This window comes from Tamaricihabitans halophyticus, from assembly GCF_004340875.1.
Taxonomy (GTDB): Bacteria; Actinomycetota; Actinomycetes; order Mycobacteriales; family Pseudonocardiaceae; genus Tamaricihabitans; species Tamaricihabitans halophyticus.
This window is the reverse complement of the sequence record NZ_SLXQ01000003.1, coordinates 391,946-412,206: the sequence shown is the minus strand read 5'-3', so window position 1 is coordinate 412,206 and position 20,261 is coordinate 391,946. Positions and strand designations below refer to the sequence as shown.

Sequence of the window (20,261 nt, the reverse complement as noted above, 5' to 3'; positions counted from 1 at the left end):
CTTCGATTCGACGTGCATGCTTCGGCACGATCAACGGTGTGAACGTACCCTCCCGATCCCGCGGCACACTAATCCGCACATCGCCGATGTCCGTGACCACGGTTTTCGGGCTGGTACCATTCCGTTCGTTCATGGTAATCTTTTCTTCGCGATCACCCTTCTCATAACCGAGATGCTCATCCAACTCGGCATTCAACGCCGCCTCAAGCACCGTTTTCGTCACCTGCCGCAACAGTCCACCCGGACCCGTCAACGACACACCCGTATCACGAGCAGTTTCCAACAATTCCCGAGCGATACGAACATCCAAGTCGCCACCACCGCCCACACCCGCAGCAGACGGCGAACCAACCTCAACATCGTTACTCAACGTGATCCTTTCGGGTCAGAGCCGAGCCCTAACCTATCCATGATCACCAGCACCGCCCACAAACCAGCGGACAGTCCCTCGTGCGGGCGGGATGTTGTGGTTGTGTCGGAACAGGTTCTCCGTGTCATACCTGGCTTTCAGCTCCGCCAGCCGGCGATAGTCTGCCGGCTCGAACGCGGCACTTACCTGATCGGGTGTCGCGGCCGCGCCGAACAACCCGTTCAGATGGCGCCCGAGTATCCACGGCCGCACCGCTTCCACCGCCGTTTCCAGTCCCCGCTCCGCCACCGAAAGGTCCACATTGTCTAGTGGAGACACCACGCCGAGTAGGTAGCCCGCCTCCCGGAAGCCCACCGCATTGGTTCCCCGATTGGCAAGGGCACCACCGAGATGACGCAACTCGAGCAAGCATACCGCCGGGGCGGCCGGACCCGTCGCGTCCAGTAGCGCGGCGAGTGCCGCCTCGTCCAGATCCCGCAGAAACACACTGGTGCCAAGGAAAGCATGCGGATCGGTCGGGTCCCGGTGGATCGTGTCGCAGTCGGTGAACGGGATATCGGCAAGCTGCTCGACCAGGGGCGGCACTACGGCACGCAGCTGGCCAACCAACCGATCGCCGACCGCGGCGTCACCAAGGTATGCCACGCGCACGTGGACAATTCGCTTGCCACGAAACGGTTCCGGCACATCCGGCAGATCCGGGAACGGGATGATCATCAGTGACGTGGTGAGCTCATCGGGCGCCGCACGAGTCAACCGCAACCAGGCGGCAAGCACCGCCGGGGCATGCGCCGCATCGAAGTACAGCCCACCACCGTACAACCGTGCCGCCGGCACCAATCCGACCTCCAACGCGGTAACCACGCCGAAGTTGCCTCGGCCACCACACAGCGCCCAGAACAAGTCCGGTTCGGTATCCGGGGTACACCGCCGCGCCATGCCGTCCGCGGTGACCACGTCGATCGTGCGCACCTGGTCAACGGCATAGCCATAGCGCCTGGCGAGCAGACCAATCCCACCGCCAAGGGTGTACGAAACCGCGCCGACGTGCGAGGTGCTGCCAGACAACGGCGCCAACCCGTGCGGCGCGGCCGCGTCGATCACCTCGCGCCAGCGCGTTCCCGCCCCGATCCAGGCAGTACCCCGCGCAGGGTCCACGCTGACCTCCGCCATTCGCCGGGTACTGATCAGCACGCCACCCGCACCGCTTTCCGGCTGCCCGTGCCCGGTCGCCTGCACCGCGACCGGCAATCCGCGCTCGGCGGCGAAGCTGACCGCCGCCCGCACGTCGGCGGCTGCCCGCGCACCCACCGCGACCACCGGCCGATGCCCCCACGCGGTCTGGGTACCTGCGCACTCGTCCTCGTAGCCGTCCTCGCCGGGGCACACCACCGGGCCGGTCACAGTGCCGCGCAGCTGCCGAATCGCGCTGTCCAGATCGTCCTGAAGTTGTGTCATGAGGCAGACGCTAATCGCCGTTTAGGACGATAACGGTCCTAAAGGCAAGGCATACTGAGATTCATGGCCAGCACGACGCCCACCCGCCTGCTCCGGCTACTCTCGCTGCTCTCGACCAGGCGCGAATGGTCTGGCGCGGAGCTCGCCGAACGGCTGGCAGTCACCGGCCGGACCGTCCGCAGGGATATCGACCGGCTACGCGCACTCGGCTACCCGGTACGCGGCACCACCGGGACTGCCGGCGGTTACCGGCTTGCGCCAGGTAAGGAACTGCCACCACTGCTGCTCGAGGACGCGGAAGCGATCGCCGTCGCGGTTGGCCTACGCACCTCGGCGGGCAGCAACGTCGCCGGGATAGCCGAACCATCGATCCGAGCACTGGCCAAACTGGAACAGGTGCTGCCGAAGCGACTGCGCTCCCGGCTGCGCGCTTTCGACGAGGTAAGCGCCAGAACTGAGCCAGCGCCGGTACCACCCGCGGAGTCCAGCACCCTGGCGGTGCTCGCTACGGCCTGTCGGGACCAGGAAATCGTGTCGTTCGAGTACCGCGCCCGCACCGGCGGGTCCAGCAAACGCCGCGTGCAACCACACCGGGTGCTTGGCCGGCACGGTCGCTGGTACCTGATCGCCTATGACCCGGAGCGCGCGGACTGGCGGGCCTTCCGGGTGGACCGGGTGCGGGATCCGCTTCCTACCGGTGCGCGCTGCGGGCCACTCGAACCGCCGGACGGTGACGCCGCAAGGTTTCTCGCCCGCAAGGTCACCTCCGCGCCGTACCGCCACGCCGCACGAGCCACCATCGACGCACCGGCGGCGACCATTCTTGCCAGGCTCCCGCAACTGATTCCGGACCGGGTTACCCCGCTCGATGCGCACCGTTGCGAAGTTCAGCTTGGCGCCGACTCGATCGAACTGATTGCCCAGCAACTGATCGCGACCGGAGCACAGTTCACATTGGACGCAAGCCCGGAGGTACGCGAACGGCTACGAGCAATCGCCGCGCGGCTGGCCGCAGTGGCCAACCCGCCAATGTGACCGGCTATCGGGGCAGGGACCCTGGCACGGTCGCGGTGAACAGTGCCGCGCAACCGAGTACCGTCAGCTCGTAGCTGTCGAAGTTGTTGTCCAGCACCGCTTTCAGATCGGCGTACCGATCCTGCCGGTTATGGAACACACCGAAGGTGTTGAACAGTGCCATCACCGGCTTACCCGCGAGCGGAACACCTTCGGAAAGCAGCGTGGAACCCTGCACTGTGCCACCGGGTCGCGTCACGGCAGCCGCGTTCGCCAGCACAGCTTCCTTCTCCCGGAAATCACCGGGCACACAGTGCAACAAGAGATTCAGCGCAACCGAATCGAACTCGCCTTCGCCTAAACCTGCCTGCGTCAACGGCTCGAGGGCGTTCGCCCGCACCAACCGCGGCGACAGATCCGGCAGCCGCCGCGCCGCGTGCGCCAACGTGTTTGGGTTCAGATCGCAGAGCGTGATTCGCGGCTCCTGCCCCGGAAACACAGTATTCGCGGGCAGATAACCACTGCCCACCCCGACTTCCAGATGATTGGCACCAACCGCGGCACGGTACTGGGCAAGGATCTCCGAGCGCGGACAACCCCAAGCGAACCGGCAGTTCACGCTCACCAGCGGGTCATAGGCATGCAACAGCAGCGGATGGTAGACCGCAGCACCGGCCCGCACCGCACGATCCGTGACACCCCTCGATGTGTCCTTCACGCGAGCCAACTCTACGCCGCTTCGGGCAGCTTGCCAGACCCAGCGCGCACGATCCACGCAAGCACCAGCGCACAACAGGTAAGACCGCCGAGCACCACGGCGATCCCCGGATAGCCAGCGAATCCCAGACCGAGCCCACCCAGGCCGGCACCGAGGAATACCCCGAAGCTCATCCCCGCCGCATTGATCGCCAACGCCGAACCGCGCATCGAGCCACAGCGGCGCACCAGTAGCGACACCACACAGGCCGCCACCGCGGCATGGCTCAGTCCCAACACCACCGTGGCAATCAGCGCCACCGGCAACCCGGGCGCCAGGAACAAGCCAAACATCGCCACCGCGGCCACCAGTAGACCACCAACCAGCACCCGCTCGGCCCGTTTTGCCGCATCCGCCGCGTTAACCAGCCGCCCGATCAACAGATTACCGACGAAGAACGATGCACCGGACAGCGTCCAGACAAACGCGAACACCGTGGGCCCCAGCTCGAACCGTTCCGCGTAGAACGCCGCGAGATAAGCCAGGTAGCCCATGAAAGCCGCGGTCCGCAACAGCGCGATCAACAACAAGGCGACCGCGCCCGGCACCGCGGCCAGCGCGCGGTAGGCGGCAAAGTAGCCAAGCCGCTCCTCGCTCGGCCCGGCCGCATCCACCGATCGCCGCCGGAACAGGATCACCGCGAGCGGCAGCGCGAGCACCGCGACACCGAGCAGATCCCCGCGCCAGCCCCACACCAGCGCGGGCAGCGCAACCAGCGGACCGGCGAGCATCGCCGTCATCGACGTCACGGCCGTCACCAGGGTCGCCGCCCTCCCCGCGGCGGCAGGGCCCGGATACCGATCGGCGGCAGCGGCGGAAAGCGCGGGCGCGAGCACCGCCGTCGCCGCCCCGATCAGCAGGCAGAACGCGGCGATGGCGAACAACTCGCCGATCGCACCGACCACACTGGACAGACCGAGCAGCACAAGGGCGGCCGCCGCACTCAGTTCCTTGGACACCCGGTCCAGCAACGGCGCCAGCGCGGTGCCCACCACCAACGCGGCCAGCCCGCCGAGCCCGCGCAGACTGCCCAGCGCGGCCACGTCAACCTCGGCCTCCCGCGCGATCGGCACCAGGAAGGTGCTGAACACGGTGAACGGCACCAGGCTCACGGCAGCCGCGAGCAATTCCGGCCACAGCGTGGCCACCATCCGCGGATCGCTGGGAACGCGCTCCGCCTCGGTCGAATCGCTCATCGGCCGATCGACCGCAGATACTCCGCGAACTGTTCGGCACCCTCGATATTGCGCGGCCCGCTGACCGCCTGTCCGTAGTCGAGCACGTAAAACCGTTCGTTGCGCACCGCGGGGACCTCCGCGAGTGCCGGGTAGGACTTCAGAAATTCGATCTTCTGCTCGACCGGCTGATCGCCGTAGTCCACCACCGCGATCACCTCCGGTTTCGCCGAGACCACTGATTCCCAGCCGACCGTCGTCCAGCGTTCGGCAAGATCGGCAAAGATGTTACGGCCCCCGGCCAACGAGATGATCTCCTCTGGCGCGGTCTGATTCCCTGAGGTGAAGGGCTGATCGGTGCCCGAATCGTAAACGAATACCTGTGCCGGATCGGCTGGACGCGTCTTGCGCAGTTCGGCCGCGCGCCGCTGCAGGTCCGTGACCAGTCGCTCGGCCCGCTGCTCGACGCCAAAGATCTTGCCGATCTGGCGGAGATCGGTGTACAGCGCTTCCAGCGGAGGCACCGTTTCCGGCTGATCGCCGAAGTTGAAACAGCTTTCGGTGAACATGTAGCTCTTGATGCCCAGCTGGTCGAGCAGCGCGGGCGTGATGCCCCGCTCCTCGCTGAACCCTGAGTTCCAGCCGGCGAGCACCCAATCCGCCTTGGCTTCCACGACCACTTCCCTGCTGAGCACATCGGTGCTGAGCACGTCCGCCGACTCGTAATCCGCCCGGTACGGCGAGCGCATCGCTGGTTCGTCCGCGGTACTCGGCAGCACGATGCCGCGCAGCCGGTCGGCGAGGCCGAGGGCGAACACCTTCTCGGTCGCGCTCATATCGTAGGCAACCGCCCGTTGCGGCTGCGGATACTCGATCTCCCGGCCGCAGTTCTGCACCGTCACGGTCTGCTCTGCGCCCGATTCGTCGTGCACCTCTGCCCCGCAGGACGCAAGGAGCAAACCGCTGGCCAATACCGCGGGGATTACCGTTTTCCTGGTCACGAAGTTCCTTCCGGGTTGGCTGTGACGTCGTAGAGCAGCTGCGGCACACCCGAGTCCGGGTGGGTGACCACCGCTGCCTTGGTGCCGAAGACGGTGCGCACCAGTTCGGGGTCCACTACCTCGACCGGCTGGCCGTGCGCGACGAGCTGGCCGCGCGCGAGTACCGCGATGCGGTCGCAGGTCGCCGCGGCGAGGTTCAGGTCGTGCAGCGCGATCAGCACGGTCAACCCGCAGCCACGCAGAAAACGCAGTAGACCGAGCTGATGGCGCAGATCAAGATGGTTGGTTGGCTCATCGAGTACCAGCACCTTGGGGTCCTGCGCGAGGGCACGGGCGATGAGTACTCGCTGACGCTCGCCACCGGAGAGGGTCAGCACGCTGCGCTGCGCGAGGTGTGTGACATCGGTGCGCCGCATGGCCTGTGCGCACAGCTGCTGATCCCGCTCACCGAGTGCCTGATTACCGCGCAGATGTGGCGCTCTGCCAAGCGCGACGACTTCGGCCACGGTGAAGTCCAGCTCGGCGTGGCTGTCCTGGGTCAGCGCGGCCACCGACCGGGCACTGTCCAGCAACGACTGGGTCGGCAGCGCGAGATCGTCCAGCCAGACCACCCCGGTACTCGGCCGCAGCGCCCGGTACACGCAGCGCAATGCGGTGGATTTGCCGCTGCCGTTCGGTCCGACGAGTCCAAGGATCTCGCCGCTTGCCACGTCCAGATCGAGTTCCGCGAGCAGCGTCGCGTCCCCCACGCGCACCCCGACCCCGTCCCAACGCACGCGCATCAGCGACCGCCAAACAGGTAACCGCGCCGCCGCAGCAGCAAGACGAACACCGGAACTCCGATCAGCGCGGTGATCACCCCGAGCGGCAGCTCTCGTGGTGGCACCAGCGTGCGCGCGAGCAGGTCCACCCAGACCAGGAACAGCGCGCCGGCGAGCGGCGCGATCAGCAACACCCTGCGGTGGCTCGCGCCAACCAGTAGCCGGACCAGATGCGGCATGACCAGCCCAACAAAGCCGATCGCGCCGCTCACCGCGACAAGTGCCCCGGTCACCAGGGCGGTTAGCCCGAAAAGCTGCCGGCGCACCGCGGTCGCTGGCACGCCGAGGCTGGCCGCGGTCTCATCGCCGAGTGCGAGCACATCCAGCTGCCGGGATTTGCGCAGCAACAGCAGCACTCCGACCAGCACCGCGATCGTGGCGATCGGCAGTGACCCCCAGGTCGCCGAACCGAGGCTGCCGAGCAACCAGAACAGCACCGTACGGGCCGCGTCGCCCTGCGGGGACAGGAAAACCAGCACACTCATGATCGCCTGAAACCCGTAGGCAAGCGCCACTCCGACCAGCACCAGCCGCAGCGGGCTCAGGCCCGCCCTGGTTCGTGCGGCGAGGTAGACGAGCACGCAGGCGCCGAGTGCACCGAGAAACGCGGCAACCGACAGCGCGTACACGCCGAAAACCGCGAAGGTGCCGAAAGCGACGACCGTGGTCGCGCCGACCGACGCGCCAGAGGAAACGCCCAGGATGAACGGATCAGCCAGGGCGTTGCGCACCATCGCCTGTACCGCGACGCCGATCGCGGCCAGCCCCGCGCCCACGACGACCGCGAGCAAGACCCGCGGCGTGCGCACCTGCCAGATGATCGAGTAGCCGGTGACATCCGCCGGGTCGATGCTGCCGCCCGTCAGCGCCGCGTGCAGATACCGCAGGGTGTCCCCGAGCGGGATCACGGTTGGACCGAGCGCGATGGCCAGCACCACCGAGATCAGCAGCGCGCCGATGAGGAGCAGCAGGGCAAGGACTGGGGTACCGCGAAGACGTTCCGGCGCGGCGACTGCCACGGGTTGCCCTCCCCTGATCAGGTTGTGGCTACCCCGTGGAGTGAGGCGCGCCACTACATAACGTGCAAGCGACGTATCTAGGTTATGAAAATGGAAACGATTGTCAACTTCATCCCAAAACGGGAAAGGCCAGCGAAGCCCAAAGAGTCGCTTGTGGACTATGCAAAAGGGAGATATGCACATCCGTGCGAATCTCCGTGGTCTGATGTGGACGCCACACACCCAAGGGCATGCCAAGGAGTGCACCGGCCCGATACCGTAGACGGATGCGTGCACTCGCTGCGACCCTCGCCGCACTCGCGGTATTCGCCGTGAGCTGCACGAGCCAGGTTTCCGGCACCGCTGCGCCATTCGGCAGCGCGGACATGACCGCGATCCGCGACTACTTCGACCAGCTCAATGCCGCCGGAAAGCGCGGACCGCAAGCACAGTCGGCTTTTCTGGACCGAACGCAGCACCCCGACTACGCCGATCGGATCTGTAACCTCGCCGGGTTAACCCTCGATGCCTATCCGGCGATGTCGACCCTACGGGGCGACCCGAAGTGGGCCCCCGAAGGAGGAAAACCACCGCGTGGCACCGTCTACGCCATCGCCGTTTCGCTGACCATCCGAAAAAACGGCGCGGGGATCGGCGAGCAGATCGGCACAAATCGAGTCGTCCTACTTGACGACGAGGTCTACGGTTTCGCGCCGTGCCAGGCAAACTAGCTGCCGGGCTCTTACCGCGAGTGGGTCTCGGATAGGGCCATCCGGGGTCAAATGTGATGCAGGACACCGGTAACCATCCCGGTCTCATCCACCAGTAGAGGGAAAAACTTCGCTCACGCGTCCCTTCCTCTCAAGAACTCCTTCATTCCGGACGACACACGGAAATAAGGAGGTGATTGCCGTGCCGGTGGCCAGACGTGAACTCCGGACCATCGACGCGCGCGTCCGCGCCGGTACCGACGGCTCCGAGGCCTCGCCCGATGCCGAACTGGCCAGGCAAGACCGCGCCAATCAGGATCTGATCCGGTTGCACGAGTCGATCGCCGGTCTCCTTGCCGCCCGGCAGCAGTGGCGCGAAGCGTACGCGCACCTCCGCTCCGCGCTCGATCTACTACAACGGGACCGCGAGGCCCCCGAAGTGCCCGAGCAATTCCGGCGCGAAGTCGACCAGCTACGCAGAGAGCACGCCGAGGCGTGCGAGCAGAGTATCCGGGACAGCCTTACCGACAGCTACAACCGCCGCTACCTGGATCAGCGCCTGGTCAGCCTGCTCACCGAGCAGAACATCGGCAGCGATGGACTGTCGGTCGCGCTGGTTGATCTCGACTGGTTCAAACAGGTCAATGACGATTACGGCCACCTGACCGGCGACCGGGTACTGAAGCGCGTAGCCAAGCTACTGCGGGTCGATCTGCCGGACGACGCGTTCTGCGCGCGCTACGGCGGCGAGGAGTTCGTGCTGGTACTACCCGGCCTGGACGATGCCGCGGCCTTGCGGATCGCCGAGGCGGCGCGGGCGCGGGTCGCCGAATTCCCCTGGCACACCATTGTGGCCAATCTCCGGGTAACCGTAAGCATCGGTTTGGCCGAGTCGAGCCCGCCGCCTCCGCCCCCAGACGACACGCACAGCCCAGCGATGACCCCTGCCGAGCGCCAGCTACTGCGCGCTGATGATCTGTTGTACGCGGCCAAACGCGCTGGCCGGAACGCGGTTGCCTATTGCGAAGGGGGAACGGTGCGACTGGCCGGGGACGCGGACAACCGACGACTCGACCCGTCACAGCTCGCCATGTAAGCGACGGTAACGTTGCTGGCTCCGGGCCCAGCCCGGATAACCTCAGGCCACCTGAATGGGCGAGTCGGGTATAGACGTTTTGCACAGACCGTAAAAAGATTACGGGTAGGCATCGTCAGAGTCCCGGCTTGGCCGTACTATCACGTGAGCACCCGCGCACACAGAGTCGAAACAACCTGTTGCGGTGTCACGCGTCCTATCTGCGGTGCGTTGACGGCTGCCGTGCGCAAGCTCGGCAGTACGGATTCAAGCAGGACTAGGAGGGAGGCCTGGTGCCCGACGAACGCCACGACGACGGCACCGGATCCCACGATGCTCAGCAATCGGCCACCGGTGGCCAATCCTCGTCGGCCGGTCGGCATGCGACGCCGGAACGACAGCGGCGAAGACGACGGTCACTGGACACCCACGGCGGACTGAGCGTTTCCGAGTTACTCGCCAGGCACAGCCCCGGGCCCCCCGAACCCCCATCCCCGGAGCCAGCCGCCCAGGAACCCGCCAATCCCTGGATCACACCCCAGGACAACCAGAGCGCTCCCCGCCCCACCGGTCCCCCACCGGCCAAACCCCGCCCCCCGGCTCCCGGTCCCTCCAGGCAGCCACGCCAGCAGCCACCGCCCGCGAAGCCGGCAACTGAGCCGCCGCCGGCGCAGCCACCGCGGCCACCAGCGCAACCACCCGCGCAGCAGCCGCAGCCACCCGCGCCAGCGCGCGGCCGACCGAACACGCCGCCGGCCAGTCGGGCTCCGACGAACGGCGCTGCTCACGAATGGCCGCAGCACTCGCAACCGCTGCCGGCGCCACCACGTAAGCCCGACCGCCGACCCGGCGGAGCAGCACCGGAACAACCGGCACAGCGCCCACGGGAAGGCCAGCCACCGAGCCCACACCCTGCCGCTGGTCAGCCGAATGCCGAACGGGATGCCGCACGCCCACAGGGCCGGTACGGCCGCGCGAGCAATCTCGACGTGCCACCGGTTTTCGTCGGTAGGCCGGCGGCCGAACGCGCTTCCGGTGCCCCGCCAAGCACGCCGCCGGACAGCGCCACAAAGGATGCGCCCCAGCCGGAGCCGAGTAAACCGCCGGAAGACGACCCGCTGCGGATGACCTCCGAACTGGAGCCGGTTGGCGAGCTCACCAAGCAACGACGCAAAGTCGACGAAACACTCGCCCGGTTCTCCGCCGCACACGAAGAGGCAGCCGAACTCGAACAACGCCGCAAAGAGCGGTGGACACCGTGGTCCAAACAGGACAAATCGGCCAATAAAGACGAGTCGGAGGCTGACGGTGGCTGCGCTGGCCTGACCCGGTACACGCCAAGCGCGGCAAGCCAGCTTCCCGGCGCGGCTGCCGAGCAACCAACGAGCCTGCACAAGCCCGCCAGACAGCTAGACCTGCCCACCCAGCTCGCCGAACCGGTCAGCCCAGAGCCAGCCACAAGCGATGCCGATGAGACCGCACTGGCCAGCGAGCCAGCCGAAGACGAGCCGACCGGTGAGGCGCCCGCGGAAGATGCTGAGGACGCCGAACAGCTGACCCGGCTTCAGGAGAAGAAGGCCCGGAAGCGGCTCAGGTCGGCCAAAGCCACCCGGATCACCACCATGGTGGCCGCCATCCTGGTCTTCCTCGCCACCGGTACGGCTTGGGGCGTGAAGGCGTGGGTAAACGGCCAGTTCAACTGGGTCGCCGCGCTGGATGAGGATTCCGACGCGATCCGCAACGCCGCCGGCCAGACCGGTGACGAGAACTTCCTGCTGGTCGGTTCGGACACCCGCGCGGGCGCGGCGCAGGAGGAGAACGTCGGCGATGAGGACTCGATCGGCGGGGCCCGTTCGGACACCGTGATGATCGCGCACGTACCTGCCAACCGGGAACGTGTCGTCGTGGTCTCGTTCCCGCGGGATCTCGAGGTACAGCGCCCGGACTGCGAACAGTGGGATTCGAAGAGCGGCGAATACGGCGATCAAGCTGTCCCGCGCGCCGATGCGGTCAAGTTGAACACCGCTTACGCGGTCGGCGGTCCGCGCTGCGTCACCAAGCTCGTGCAGGAGATTTCCGGGCTGAAGATCAACCATTTCGTCGGCGTCGATTTCAACGGCTTCAAGGGCATGGTCGACGCGATGGGTGGCGTGGAGATCTGCTCCGAGGAACCAGTCGAGGACGAGGTACTTGGCACGGTGCTGCCGAACGCGGGTGTTACCCGGATCAACGGCGACACCGCGCTGAACTTCGTGCGCGCGCGGCATGTGGAAAACGACCCGACCTCGGACTACGGGCGGATCAACCGCCAGCAGCTGTTCCTGTCCGCGCTGCTCAGGCAGGCCATGTCCAGTCAGGTACTGCTCGATCCTGGCAAGCTGACCGGTTTCGTCGAGGCGTTTTCCCGCGCGACCTACGGCGAGAACATCGATGTGGATCAGCTGCTGACCCTCGGACAATCGCTGCAGGGGTTGGAGGCTGGCCGCGTCACCTTCGTGACCGTGCCGACCATTGGCGAAGCCAATGATGCCGGCAACGAGGTACTCCGGGATGACGACACCCATGCGTTGTTCGACGCGATCATCGACAACACACCACTGCCCGGGGAGCAGCAGCAACAACCGGACGCGAGCGCGGCACCGGAGAGCGTGCAGGGCGCGACCAACCCGCAGTCCGTCGCGGAGCCGAGGGCCCAACAGCCACAGGACGACGCTCGCAAGATCGACCCCAAGACGCTGCGGGTCGAAGTACTCAACGGCGGCAACCCAACCGAGGGCTTGGCCAGCAGGACCGCGGATGCGCTGGCCGAACAGGGCTTTCAGATCACCGGCACGGCGAACGCGGATGGCGATGTGGACCGCACGTTGATCAGGCACGCGCCGGATCAGCTCGCGGCCGCGCACCGGTTGGCTTCCTCGGTGCCCGGTGCGCATCTGGTCGAGGATCCGAGTCTTGGTAAGGAACTCGTGCTTGTCCTCGGGCCGGAGTTCAGCGGTCAGGTCGCGGATCCGAATGCCAGCGAAGAACTTCCCGAAGATCTGTCCACTGTGAACGCCACGGAAAGTGGTTGCGGTTAACCCAGCTACCCGTTGTTCACGGCGGATTCATCACCTCACAGCGCACAACGAGTTGATAACCCCGTAGGGTGGTGACATGCGTGAGGCTTACCATGTCCAACTCGACCAGCTCGCTGACCAACTCGCCGATATGTGTGTGCAGGTCGCGGAGGCAATGGAGCGGGCGACTACCGCCCTGCTCGGCGCCGACCTGCAGCTGGCTGAGCAGGTAATCAGCTCGGACAACGAGATTGATGACGCGCGTTCCGCGTGCGAGGAGCAGGCGTATGCACTGCTCGCGCTGCAGGCGCCGGTGGCCACCGATCTACGCACCGTGCTCGCCGCGATTCACGCGGCGGAAAGCCTCGAGCGGATGGGCGACCTCGCCTTGCACGTGGCCAAGGCCGCGCGCCGGCGACACCCGCAGCACGTGCTTCCCGAGCAGGTCAGCGGCTATTTCGCGGAGATGGGCAAGGTGACCGTGCGGATGGCCCAGAAGGCCGAGCAGGTCATCCGCAGCAAGGACGTGGACAGCGCGCGGGCCCTGGAAGACGATGACGACGAGGTCGATGACCTGCACCGGCATCTGTTCACCGTGCTGATGGACAAGGAATGGCCGCACGGTGTGGCCACCGCGGTGGACGTCACGCTGCTCGGCAGGTTCTACGAGCGGTTCGCCGACCATGCGGTCTCCGTGGCGCGGCGAGTGGTGTTCATGGTGACCGGCAAGATGCCCGGCTCGGACAACGACGACGTCGACGTTTAGGGCACGCCTGCGCCCCGGGAGCGCAATCTTTAGGGATCTTGCGGTGGGGGTGGTCCGTCAACGGACCGTAAGCCGGTGGTAAGTGCGCTCGGCGAGGATCGGTGGCATACCGAGACCGAAGGAGCTTACCGATGACCGAGACCACCGACCTGAACGCGGAGCTCGAGAACTCGCCAGGAATGGACACCAATCCGGCCACCGCTCGTGGTTGGGCCTCCGAGCAGCTTGACATGGACGCCTACCTGGCCAGGATCGGCTACCAGGGCCCGCTCGAGCCGACCCTGGAAACCCTGCGCGGCCTCCATCTGGCGCACACCACCGCGATCCCGTTCGAGAACTCCGAAATGCTGTTCGGCCACGAAGTGCGCGTCGATCTGCCCGGCATTCAGGACAAGCTCGTGCGGCGCAAGCGCGGCGGTTACTGCTTCGAACAGAACCTGCTGCTCGCCGCAGTACTGGAACGCCTCGGCTTCACGGTAACCGGCCTCAGCGCGCGGATCAGGGCTGGCTCGGCAAACCTGCGCCCGGTCGCGCACGCCACCCTGCTGGTGACCATCCCTGCGGACCCCACCGGCCAGCGCTACCTGGCAGATGTGGGCGTCGGCGATGAAGGTCTGTTCGAACCGATCCCCCTGGTGGCCGGTATCGAGGTACGGCACGGCGACTGGACCCACCGGATCGACCGGGAAACGGACGGCACGTGGGTACTGCGGCTGCAGCGCCCGGACGGTTGGCACGATCTGTACGGCTTCACTACCGAGCCGAACTATCGCGCCGATTATGCGGTGCAGAACTTCTACACCGCGAACCACCCGAGCTCGCCGTTCCTGCGCAACATCCTCGCTTCGCGCAGTGGGGTCGATGCGGGCTACAGCTTGACCAATCTTGAGCTGGTCACCAACTATCCCGGCAAGCCAGCCGAACGGCGGACGCTCACCCCGGAAGAGGTACCCGAGCTCATCGTGGAGCTGATCGGGGTTCCACTGGACGAAGCCGAGCGAGCAAAGCTGGTCGAGTTGGCCGCCGCGAAGGCGGCCAACTCCTGAAGCGCCGTCAGCCGAACCGGCCGGAGATGTAGTCCTCGGTCGCTTTCTCCTCGGGGTTCGAGAAGATCTTCTCGGTGTCGTTGCACTCGATCAGCCTGCCCGGCTGACCGACGCCAGCCAGGTTGAAGAAGGCCGTCTGGTCGGAAACCCGCGCGGCCTGCTGCATGTTGTGCGTGACGATGACGATGGTGTAGTCCTGCTTGAGCTGGCCGATCAGGTCCTCGATCGCGAGGGTGGAGATCGGGTCCAGCGCCGAGCAGGGCTCGTCCATCAGCAGCACATCGGGCTGCACCGCGATCGCCCGCGCGATGCACAACCGCTGCTGCTGCCCACCGGAAAGCCCGCTACCCGGCTTGTTCAGCCGGTCCTTGACCTCCGTCCAGAGATTGGCACCACGAAGTGCGCGCTCGGCTACCTCGTCGAGCTTCTTCTTATCCCTGGTACCGGCGAGCTTCAGCCCGGCAACCACGTTGTCCCTAATGGACATTGTGGGAAACGGGTTGGGCTGCTGGAAGACCATCCCAATAGTGCGGCGAACCTGCACTGGGTCCACATTGGTCCCATAGATGTCCTCGCCATCCAGCAACACCTGGCCCTCGACGCGCGCACCAGGGATGACCTCGTGCATCCGGTTCAGCGTGCGCAGCACCGTGGACTTGCCACAACCGGAAGGGCCGATGAACGCCGTGACATTCTTCGGCGGCACGGAGACCGTAACGCCTTCGACCGCGTGGAACTTGCCGTAGTAGATATCGACGTCTTTGATGTCGATTCGCTTGGCCATAACTGCGCTACCGTCCGCTATTTCGACCGGACCGCGGAGAACCGCGATACCAGTGCCGCCACCAGATTGAACAACATCACCAACAGGATCAGGGTCAGTGCCGCGCCCCAGACCCGCAGCTGTCCCGCTGCCTCCGGGTTCATCAACTCGTTCATGATGAGCAACGGCAACGATGCCATATTGCCGTCGAAGGCGTCGAAGTTAATCGACCGGCTGTACCCGACGAGCACGAGCACCGGAGCGGTTTCCCCCATCACTCGCGCGATCGCCAGCATCACGCCGGTGACCATGCCGGACATCGCGGTGGGCAGCACCACCCGCACGATGGTCTTCCACTTTGGCACCCCGAGCGCGTAGCTGGCCTCGCGCAGCTGATCGGGCACCAACCGCAGCATCTCTTCGGTGGACCGCACCACGACCGGCAACATCAGCAGCACCAACGCGAATGACACGGCTAGCGCGCTCTTCGGGAAGCCGAAAGCGGTGATCCACAACGCGAAGATGAACAGTGCGGCCACAATGGACGGAACCCCGGAGAGGATGTCCACCATGAACGTCACCGTCTTGGCGAGCTTGCCCCTGCCGTACTCGACCAGATAGATCGCGGTGAAGATACCGACCGGCACCGCGATGATCGCGCAGATCAGCGACTGGATCACGCTGCCGTAGATCGCGTGGTAAACGCCACCGTTCACCTCGTCCGGCATCACACCCTTGAGCGAGTGTGACCACCAGGTCGAGGTGGTGATCGCTTCAAAACCGTTCACCACCACGGTGACCAGCAGCCAACCGAGCGGTACCAGCGCCAGCAAGAACGCCAGCGTCACCAGCACCGTGGCAAACAGGTTTTTCGTTTTGCGACCGCCGCTGATCGGCTGGAACGCCGGGCTGGTTGCCGGGCGGTCGACAAGGGAATCGGTGGTGGTCATCCGCGCACCTTCTCTCCCGCGATGGCGCGGCCGATCGCGTTAACCACGAACGTCAGCACGAAGAGCACCAAACCTGCCGCGATATAGGCACCGGTCGGCAGCGGCTGGCTGAACTCGGAGGCGGCCGAAGCGATCTTCGAGGCGAACGTGTAGCCACCGTCGAAGAGGCTGAAGCCGCTCGCGCTCGCCGAGGTACGCAGGATGATCAGCACGGCGACGGTCTCGCCGAGCGCCCTGCCGAGTCCGAGCATGGAGGCGCCGACGTAGGCGCTGCGCCCGAACGGCAGCACGGTGGTACGGATCATCTCCCACCGGGTAGCGCCAAGTGCGAGCGCACCCTCGATATGCCGCGCGGGCGTCTGCCGGAAGGCATCCCTGGTGAGCGCGGTGATAATCGGCAGGATCATGATCGCGAGCACGATGCCCGCCGTGAAGATCGTCCCGCCACCCGCGATGGACACGTTGCCGGTGGCGAAAAGCGGGAACCAGCTGAGGCTCTGGTTGAGCCATTCGGCAAACGGCACGAGTGCGGGACCAAGTACCAGAAAACCCCACAAACCGTACACAATAGACGGAACGGCGGCCAGCACGTCGATGACGTAGGCAAGCGGCCTACGCAGTCCGGCTGGCGCGTAGTGGGTCAGGAACAGCGCGATACCGAGTGCCACGGGCATCGCAAGCAACAGGGCGAATGCCGAGGACAGCACGGTCACCGCGAGCAGATCGCGAATACCGAACCGCAGGTTCGCCGGGTCGGTGGTCAAAAACTCCGCGCTGAACAGGAAACTGGCCTTGTTAGCGGCCAGCGACGGTACGGACTGGATCAGCAGGAAAATGCCGATCAGCGCGATCGAAAGCACCACCGCGATACCAGACCCGGTGGCCAGCCAACGAAAGATCAGATCTGCCCTGCGGCGGCTCGCCGCCCCTTCCGCTTCACCGAGAGTCCGCGCGGGCGGCTCGGGAGGGTCGTTGCTCATAGCACCAATCATGGGCGTCTCGCCCTGGCCGCCGGAAGGGACCGGCGCACCAGGGCGAGACTTCGTCACGTCGCGGTTATTCATTCGTGGCCTACGTGCCTCGCTGGATCACGGAACCCGAATCAGGCGATCGCCTCGACCGCCTTCTTGAGTTTGCCCTGGAACTCCTCGGGCACCGGAATGTAACCATTCTCGGCCAACCCTTCCTGGCCATCGCTGATCGCGACGCCGAGGAAGGACTTGACCGCACCGGCCACGTTCTGGTTCGGGTACTTCGAGCAGACGATCTCGTAGGTCGCCATCACCAGCGGGTAGGCACCCTCGGTCTCGGTACCGTACAACGAGTCCAGGTTCAGCCGCAGGTCGTTGCCCTCACCCTCGAGCTCGACCGCGTCGATCGCCGTACCGGCCGTCTCGGCGGTCAGCTCGACCGGGTCGCCACCGCCGTTGTTGATGATCTGCGCGATCTGCAGGTTGTTCTGCTCGGCGTAGGACCACTCGTTGTAGGTGATCGACCCCGGGGTGTCCTTCACCGCGGCCGAGGTGCCCTCGTTGCCCTTGGCGCCCTCACCGACACCGCCGGCGAAGGACTTGCCGTCGCCCTTGCCCCAGGCGTCCCCACCCGAGGTCTCCAGGTACTTCTGGAAGTTGTCCGTGGTGCCGGACTCGTCGCTGCGGAAGATGACGGTGATTTCCTGGTCGGGCAGCTGCTTGCCCTCGTTGAGCTTGGCGATCTCCTCGTCGTTCCAGTTGGTGATGCCACCAGAGAAGATCTTCGCGAGCGTCGGGCCGTCCAGCACGACGCCGTCGACACCCTCCAGGTTGTAGGTCATCGCGATCGGTCCGAACACGACGGGCAGGTTCCACGCCTCGTTGCCGTCACAACGCTCGGCCGCGTCCGCGACCTCACCGTCCTCCTCAGACAGTGGCGAGTCGGAACCCGCGAAGTCGGTCTGCCCACCGAGGAAGTCGTTGATCCCCGCGCCGGAACCACTCGAGTTGTAGTTCAGCGTCTTGCCGTCGCAGGCACTCTCGTAGGCGTTGATGAACCGGGTCATCGCATTGGTCTGGGACGTCGCGCCGCTCGCGGCCAGCGATTCCTTACCCTCGCATGCCACATTGGCAGTGCTCGCCTGCTGCTCGGATCCACTGGTGTTGTCGTCCGTGCCGCAGGCGGACATCGTCAACGCGCCAGCCGCGACGAGACTGATCACGGCGGCGGGCCGCTTGATCTTCACGTGTGTCCTCCACAAAGGAAGTGTGCTCGGGGTATCGGGCACGCCGGCAGCACCGGAACGCGCCACTGTCCGAAACGTAAACAAGCTCGGTGCACAGCTACCCCTGTTGAAGTGAACGGGAAATGAACACGCACCCAGTGTGATCAGCAATACCCCTATCGGGCGGGGAGAAACCCCAGCATCTCACCGATAGCGGTTGCTCTCAGTAAACTTTTCCCATACGACCGTGCGGTCCGCCTCGAGCAGCTCAGCGCGCGTACTGGACGCCGATATCCCAGTTCTGGAACCCCAGCCGGCGATAAACCGACATCGCTGGACCGTTATCGCCCTCGACGTACAGGATCACCTGGCCGAGCCCACGCTCGCGCAGGTGATGCAGGCCAGCGAGGGTCAGCGCCTTGCCAAGACCGCCGCCTTGCCGCCCCGGCGCGACGCCAACCACGTAGACCTCGCCGACCGGCTCGCCGCCGAACTCGGCGCTGGGTGGATGCACCTTCGTCCAGTGGAAACCGACCAGGTCCGCGCCGGACCAGGCGAGAAACAGTCCGGCGGGGTCGAACCAGTCGGCCGCCTCGGTTTCGCGGAGTTCGGCGACGGTGAGCGCGCCCTGCTCGGGGTGCCAGTCGAAAGCGGCGGCGTTCACCGCGATCAGCGATTCCTCGTCCACGCCTGGCTGGAACGTGGTCAGCCGCACCCCTTCCGGGCTGGCCAGTTCGGGCAGTGCCGGCGCGGTCGCGAAATCCAGCCGCATCCGCACCAGTTCGCGCGCCCTGGTCAGGTCGAACCGCTCAGCCAGCTTGGCCGCGCCGGGGTGGTCGCCGTGCGACCAGATCCGCAGCCGATCACCCTGCCCCTCGGGGAGTTCGGCCTTGTCAACTACGGCGCGCAGTAGCTCGGCGCCGTGACCTTCGCGCCGCCTGCTCGGTCGCACGATCAGCTCGGCGACCTGCCTGCCATAGGAATCGCCCTCGGTGTCCAGGTGTGCGTAACCGACGAGTTCGCCGGCCGGATCGCTGGCGAGCAGCTGCCAACCACCGCGTAGCTCGCCAGGCAGCGGTCCGTCCGCGGTCACCTCGGGATGCCCGTCGACGTCGCGTGCCGCCAGTAGCAGCCCGCGTACGTCCGACAGTTGTGCGTCGGTCAGTTGCCTGGTCCAGGACGTGCTCAGCATGTCCCCAAACCTAACTGAATCCGACGCGGGCACGGTTCACATCGAGCCACACACGCTCCGTGACCGCGTTCTTCAAGGTTAGCGGGAAACCAGCTGGGCAACGCTGTCCGCGGCCTGTTTGGCCGGCCGCTCGAACTTGTAGCCGACGTTGCGCACGGTGCCGATCAACTGCTCGTGCTCGGGGCCGAGCTTCGCGCGCAGCCGCCGGATGTGTACGTCCACGGTGCGCGTGCCGCCGAAGAAGTCATAACCCCAGACCTCCTGCAGTAGCTGCGCCCTGGTGAACACCCGCCCCGCGTGCTGCGCGAGGTATTTGAGCAGCTCGAACTCCTTGTACGTCAGTTCAAGCGTGCGCTTGCGCAGCCGCGCGGTATAGGTCGCCTCGTCGATCGTCAGATCGCCGACCCGCAGCGTGTCATCACCGACGGCCTGCCCCGCCGGGTTACGCGTGGTGCACAGCCGCAGCCGGGCATCGACCTCCGCGGGACCGGCCGTGGGCAGCAGGATGTCATCGGTACGCCATTCGGCGCTGAGCGCGACCAGCCCGCCCTCGCCGACGATGGCGATGACCGGCACGCCCGCGGCATCCCCCGTACCGGCGAGCAGCCGGCAGAGGCTCTTCGCGCCGGCCAGGTCCACTCGCGCGTCCACCAGGATCGCTTCTCGACGGCCAGCGTCCAACAGCGCGGTCACCTCGGGCGGGCGTACCCGCACCTGATGTGGCAACAGCGCCAAGGAGGGCAACACGGCTTCCGCGTCAGATTCCGAGGTGAGGAGTAACAATTCCATACTCACTCGCGCCACCACCTGGGGTATGCCCGTTGTCAAGGAAGAAATAAGAATAGCGCTGAAATGCTGAATCGTGTCGGTCCTGCAGTTCACATCACACGGCTACCGGCGGCCGTGGCGCGG

At 65.9% G+C, this 20,261-nt stretch carries 19 protein-coding genes; 6 read left to right on the top strand and 13 right to left on the bottom strand.

Annotation, left to right across the window (positions count from 1 at the left end):
* Window positions 1-328: transposase (locus tag EV191_RS12405; RefSeq protein ID WP_424565454.1), on the bottom strand; the 328-nt coding region annotated here is incomplete at its 3' end.
* Between the two features lie 75 nt (window positions 329-403).
* Window positions 404-1,828, bottom strand: a complete 1,425-nt coding sequence (locus EV191_RS12400; RefSeq protein WP_132877118.1) for an FAD-binding oxidoreductase — start codon at window positions 1,826-1,828, stop codon at window positions 404-406.
* A 63-nt stretch (window positions 1,829-1,891) separates the two neighbouring features.
* Between EV191_RS12400 and EV191_RS12395 the strand changes: the two genes are divergently transcribed.
* Window positions 1,892-2,863, top strand: a complete 972-nt coding sequence (locus tag EV191_RS12395) for a helix-turn-helix transcriptional regulator (RefSeq protein ID WP_132877117.1) — start codon at window positions 1,892-1,894, stop codon at window positions 2,861-2,863.
* A 4-nt stretch (window positions 2,864-2,867) separates the two neighbouring features.
* On the opposite strand, the gene EV191_RS12390 is transcribed toward EV191_RS12395, so the two are convergent.
* The 5 genes from EV191_RS12390 to EV191_RS12370 are packed head-to-tail and all read right to left on the bottom strand — an operon-like array spanning window position 2,868 to window position 7,615.
* Window positions 2,868-3,560, bottom strand: coding sequence for a class I SAM-dependent methyltransferase (locus EV191_RS12390; RefSeq protein ID WP_165912926.1), 693 nt, complete (start codon window positions 3,558-3,560; stop codon window positions 2,868-2,870).
* 11 nt (window positions 3,561-3,571) lie between these two features.
* Entirely contained in the window at window positions 3,572-4,795 is a 1,224-nt protein-coding gene (locus tag EV191_RS12385) for an MFS transporter (protein ID WP_243658913.1), read from the bottom strand.
* Entirely contained in the window at window positions 4,792-5,775 is a 984-nt protein-coding gene (locus tag EV191_RS12380) for an ABC transporter substrate-binding protein (RefSeq protein ID WP_207894504.1), read from the bottom strand. Before EV191_RS12380 ends, EV191_RS12385 begins: the two co-directional genes overlap by 4 nt.
* Window positions 5,772-6,557 carry an ABC transporter ATP-binding protein gene (locus EV191_RS12375; protein WP_132877115.1) on the bottom strand — a complete coding sequence of 262 codons (786 nt, stop codon included), beginning with the start codon at window positions 6,555-6,557 and terminating at the stop codon, window positions 5,772-5,774. The genes EV191_RS12380 and EV191_RS12375 overlap by 4 nt, the downstream gene beginning before the upstream one ends.
* Window positions 6,557-7,615, bottom strand: a complete 1,059-nt coding sequence (locus EV191_RS12370; protein WP_243658912.1) for a FecCD family ABC transporter permease — start codon at window positions 7,613-7,615, stop codon at window positions 6,557-6,559. Before EV191_RS12370 ends, EV191_RS12375 begins: the two co-directional genes overlap by 1 nt.
* A gap of 266 nt (window positions 7,616-7,881) precedes the next feature.
* On the opposite strand from EV191_RS12370, the gene EV191_RS12365 reads away from it, so the two are divergent.
* The 5 genes from EV191_RS12365 (at window position 7,882) to EV191_RS12345 (ending at window position 14,247) form a co-directional block, all read left to right on the top strand.
* Window positions 7,882-8,325 carry a hypothetical protein gene (locus EV191_RS12365; RefSeq protein ID WP_132877113.1) on the top strand — a complete coding sequence of 148 codons (444 nt, stop codon included), beginning with the start codon at window positions 7,882-7,884 and terminating at the stop codon, window positions 8,323-8,325.
* A 268-nt stretch (window positions 8,326-8,593) separates the two neighbouring features.
* A complete protein-coding gene (locus EV191_RS12360) occupies window positions 8,594-9,400 on the top strand; it encodes a GGDEF domain-containing protein (protein ID WP_165912934.1) in 807 nt (268 codons plus the stop codon).
* A 968-nt stretch (window positions 9,401-10,368) separates the two neighbouring features.
* A complete protein-coding gene (locus tag EV191_RS12355; protein ID WP_132877112.1) occupies window positions 10,369-12,456 on the top strand; it encodes an LCP family glycopolymer transferase in 2,088 nt (695 codons plus the stop codon).
* A gap of 76 nt (window positions 12,457-12,532) precedes the next feature.
* Window positions 12,533-13,201: a phosphate signaling complex protein PhoU gene (gene phoU, locus EV191_RS12350; RefSeq protein ID WP_132877111.1), complete on the top strand. Its 669-nt coding sequence runs from the start codon at window positions 12,533-12,535 to the stop codon at window positions 13,199-13,201.
* 131 nt (window positions 13,202-13,332) lie between these two features.
* Window positions 13,333-14,247 (top strand): arylamine N-acetyltransferase family protein, encoded by a 915-nt coding sequence (locus EV191_RS12345; RefSeq protein WP_132877110.1) that lies wholly within the window; start codon window positions 13,333-13,335, stop codon window positions 14,245-14,247.
* A gap of 7 nt (window positions 14,248-14,254) precedes the next feature.
* Here EV191_RS12345 and pstB read toward each other — a convergent pair whose 3' ends face one another.
* From pstB to EV191_RS12315, 6 genes are all read right to left on the bottom strand, one after another.
* Window positions 14,255-15,031, bottom strand: a complete 777-nt coding sequence (gene pstB, locus EV191_RS12340) for a phosphate ABC transporter ATP-binding protein PstB (protein ID WP_132877109.1) — start codon at window positions 15,029-15,031, stop codon at window positions 14,255-14,257.
* Between the two features lie 17 nt (window positions 15,032-15,048).
* Window positions 15,049-15,960, bottom strand: a complete 912-nt coding sequence (pstA, locus tag EV191_RS12335) for a phosphate ABC transporter permease PstA (protein WP_132877108.1) — start codon at window positions 15,958-15,960, stop codon at window positions 15,049-15,051.
* Complete coding sequence (gene pstC / locus EV191_RS12330; RefSeq protein WP_243658911.1) at window positions 15,957-16,940, bottom strand: phosphate ABC transporter permease subunit PstC; 984 nt, start codon at window positions 16,938-16,940, stop codon at window positions 15,957-15,959. Before pstC ends, pstA begins: the two co-directional genes overlap by 4 nt.
* A gap of 122 nt (window positions 16,941-17,062) precedes the next feature.
* The gene (gene pstS / locus EV191_RS12325; protein WP_132877106.1) at window positions 17,063-18,178 is read right to left on the bottom strand and encodes a phosphate ABC transporter substrate-binding protein PstS; all 1,116 of its coding nucleotides are present in this window, start codon (window positions 18,176-18,178) and stop codon (window positions 17,063-17,065) included.
* Between the two features lie 247 nt (window positions 18,179-18,425).
* Window positions 18,426-19,349, bottom strand: coding sequence for a mycothiol synthase (gene mshD / locus EV191_RS12320; protein ID WP_132877105.1), 924 nt, complete (start codon window positions 19,347-19,349; stop codon window positions 18,426-18,428).
* 78 nt (window positions 19,350-19,427) lie between these two features.
* Entirely contained in the window at window positions 19,428-20,144 is a 717-nt protein-coding gene (locus EV191_RS12315) for a winged helix family transcriptional regulator (RefSeq protein WP_279388424.1), read from the bottom strand.
* Window positions 20,145-20,261: the final 117 nt, after the last annotated feature.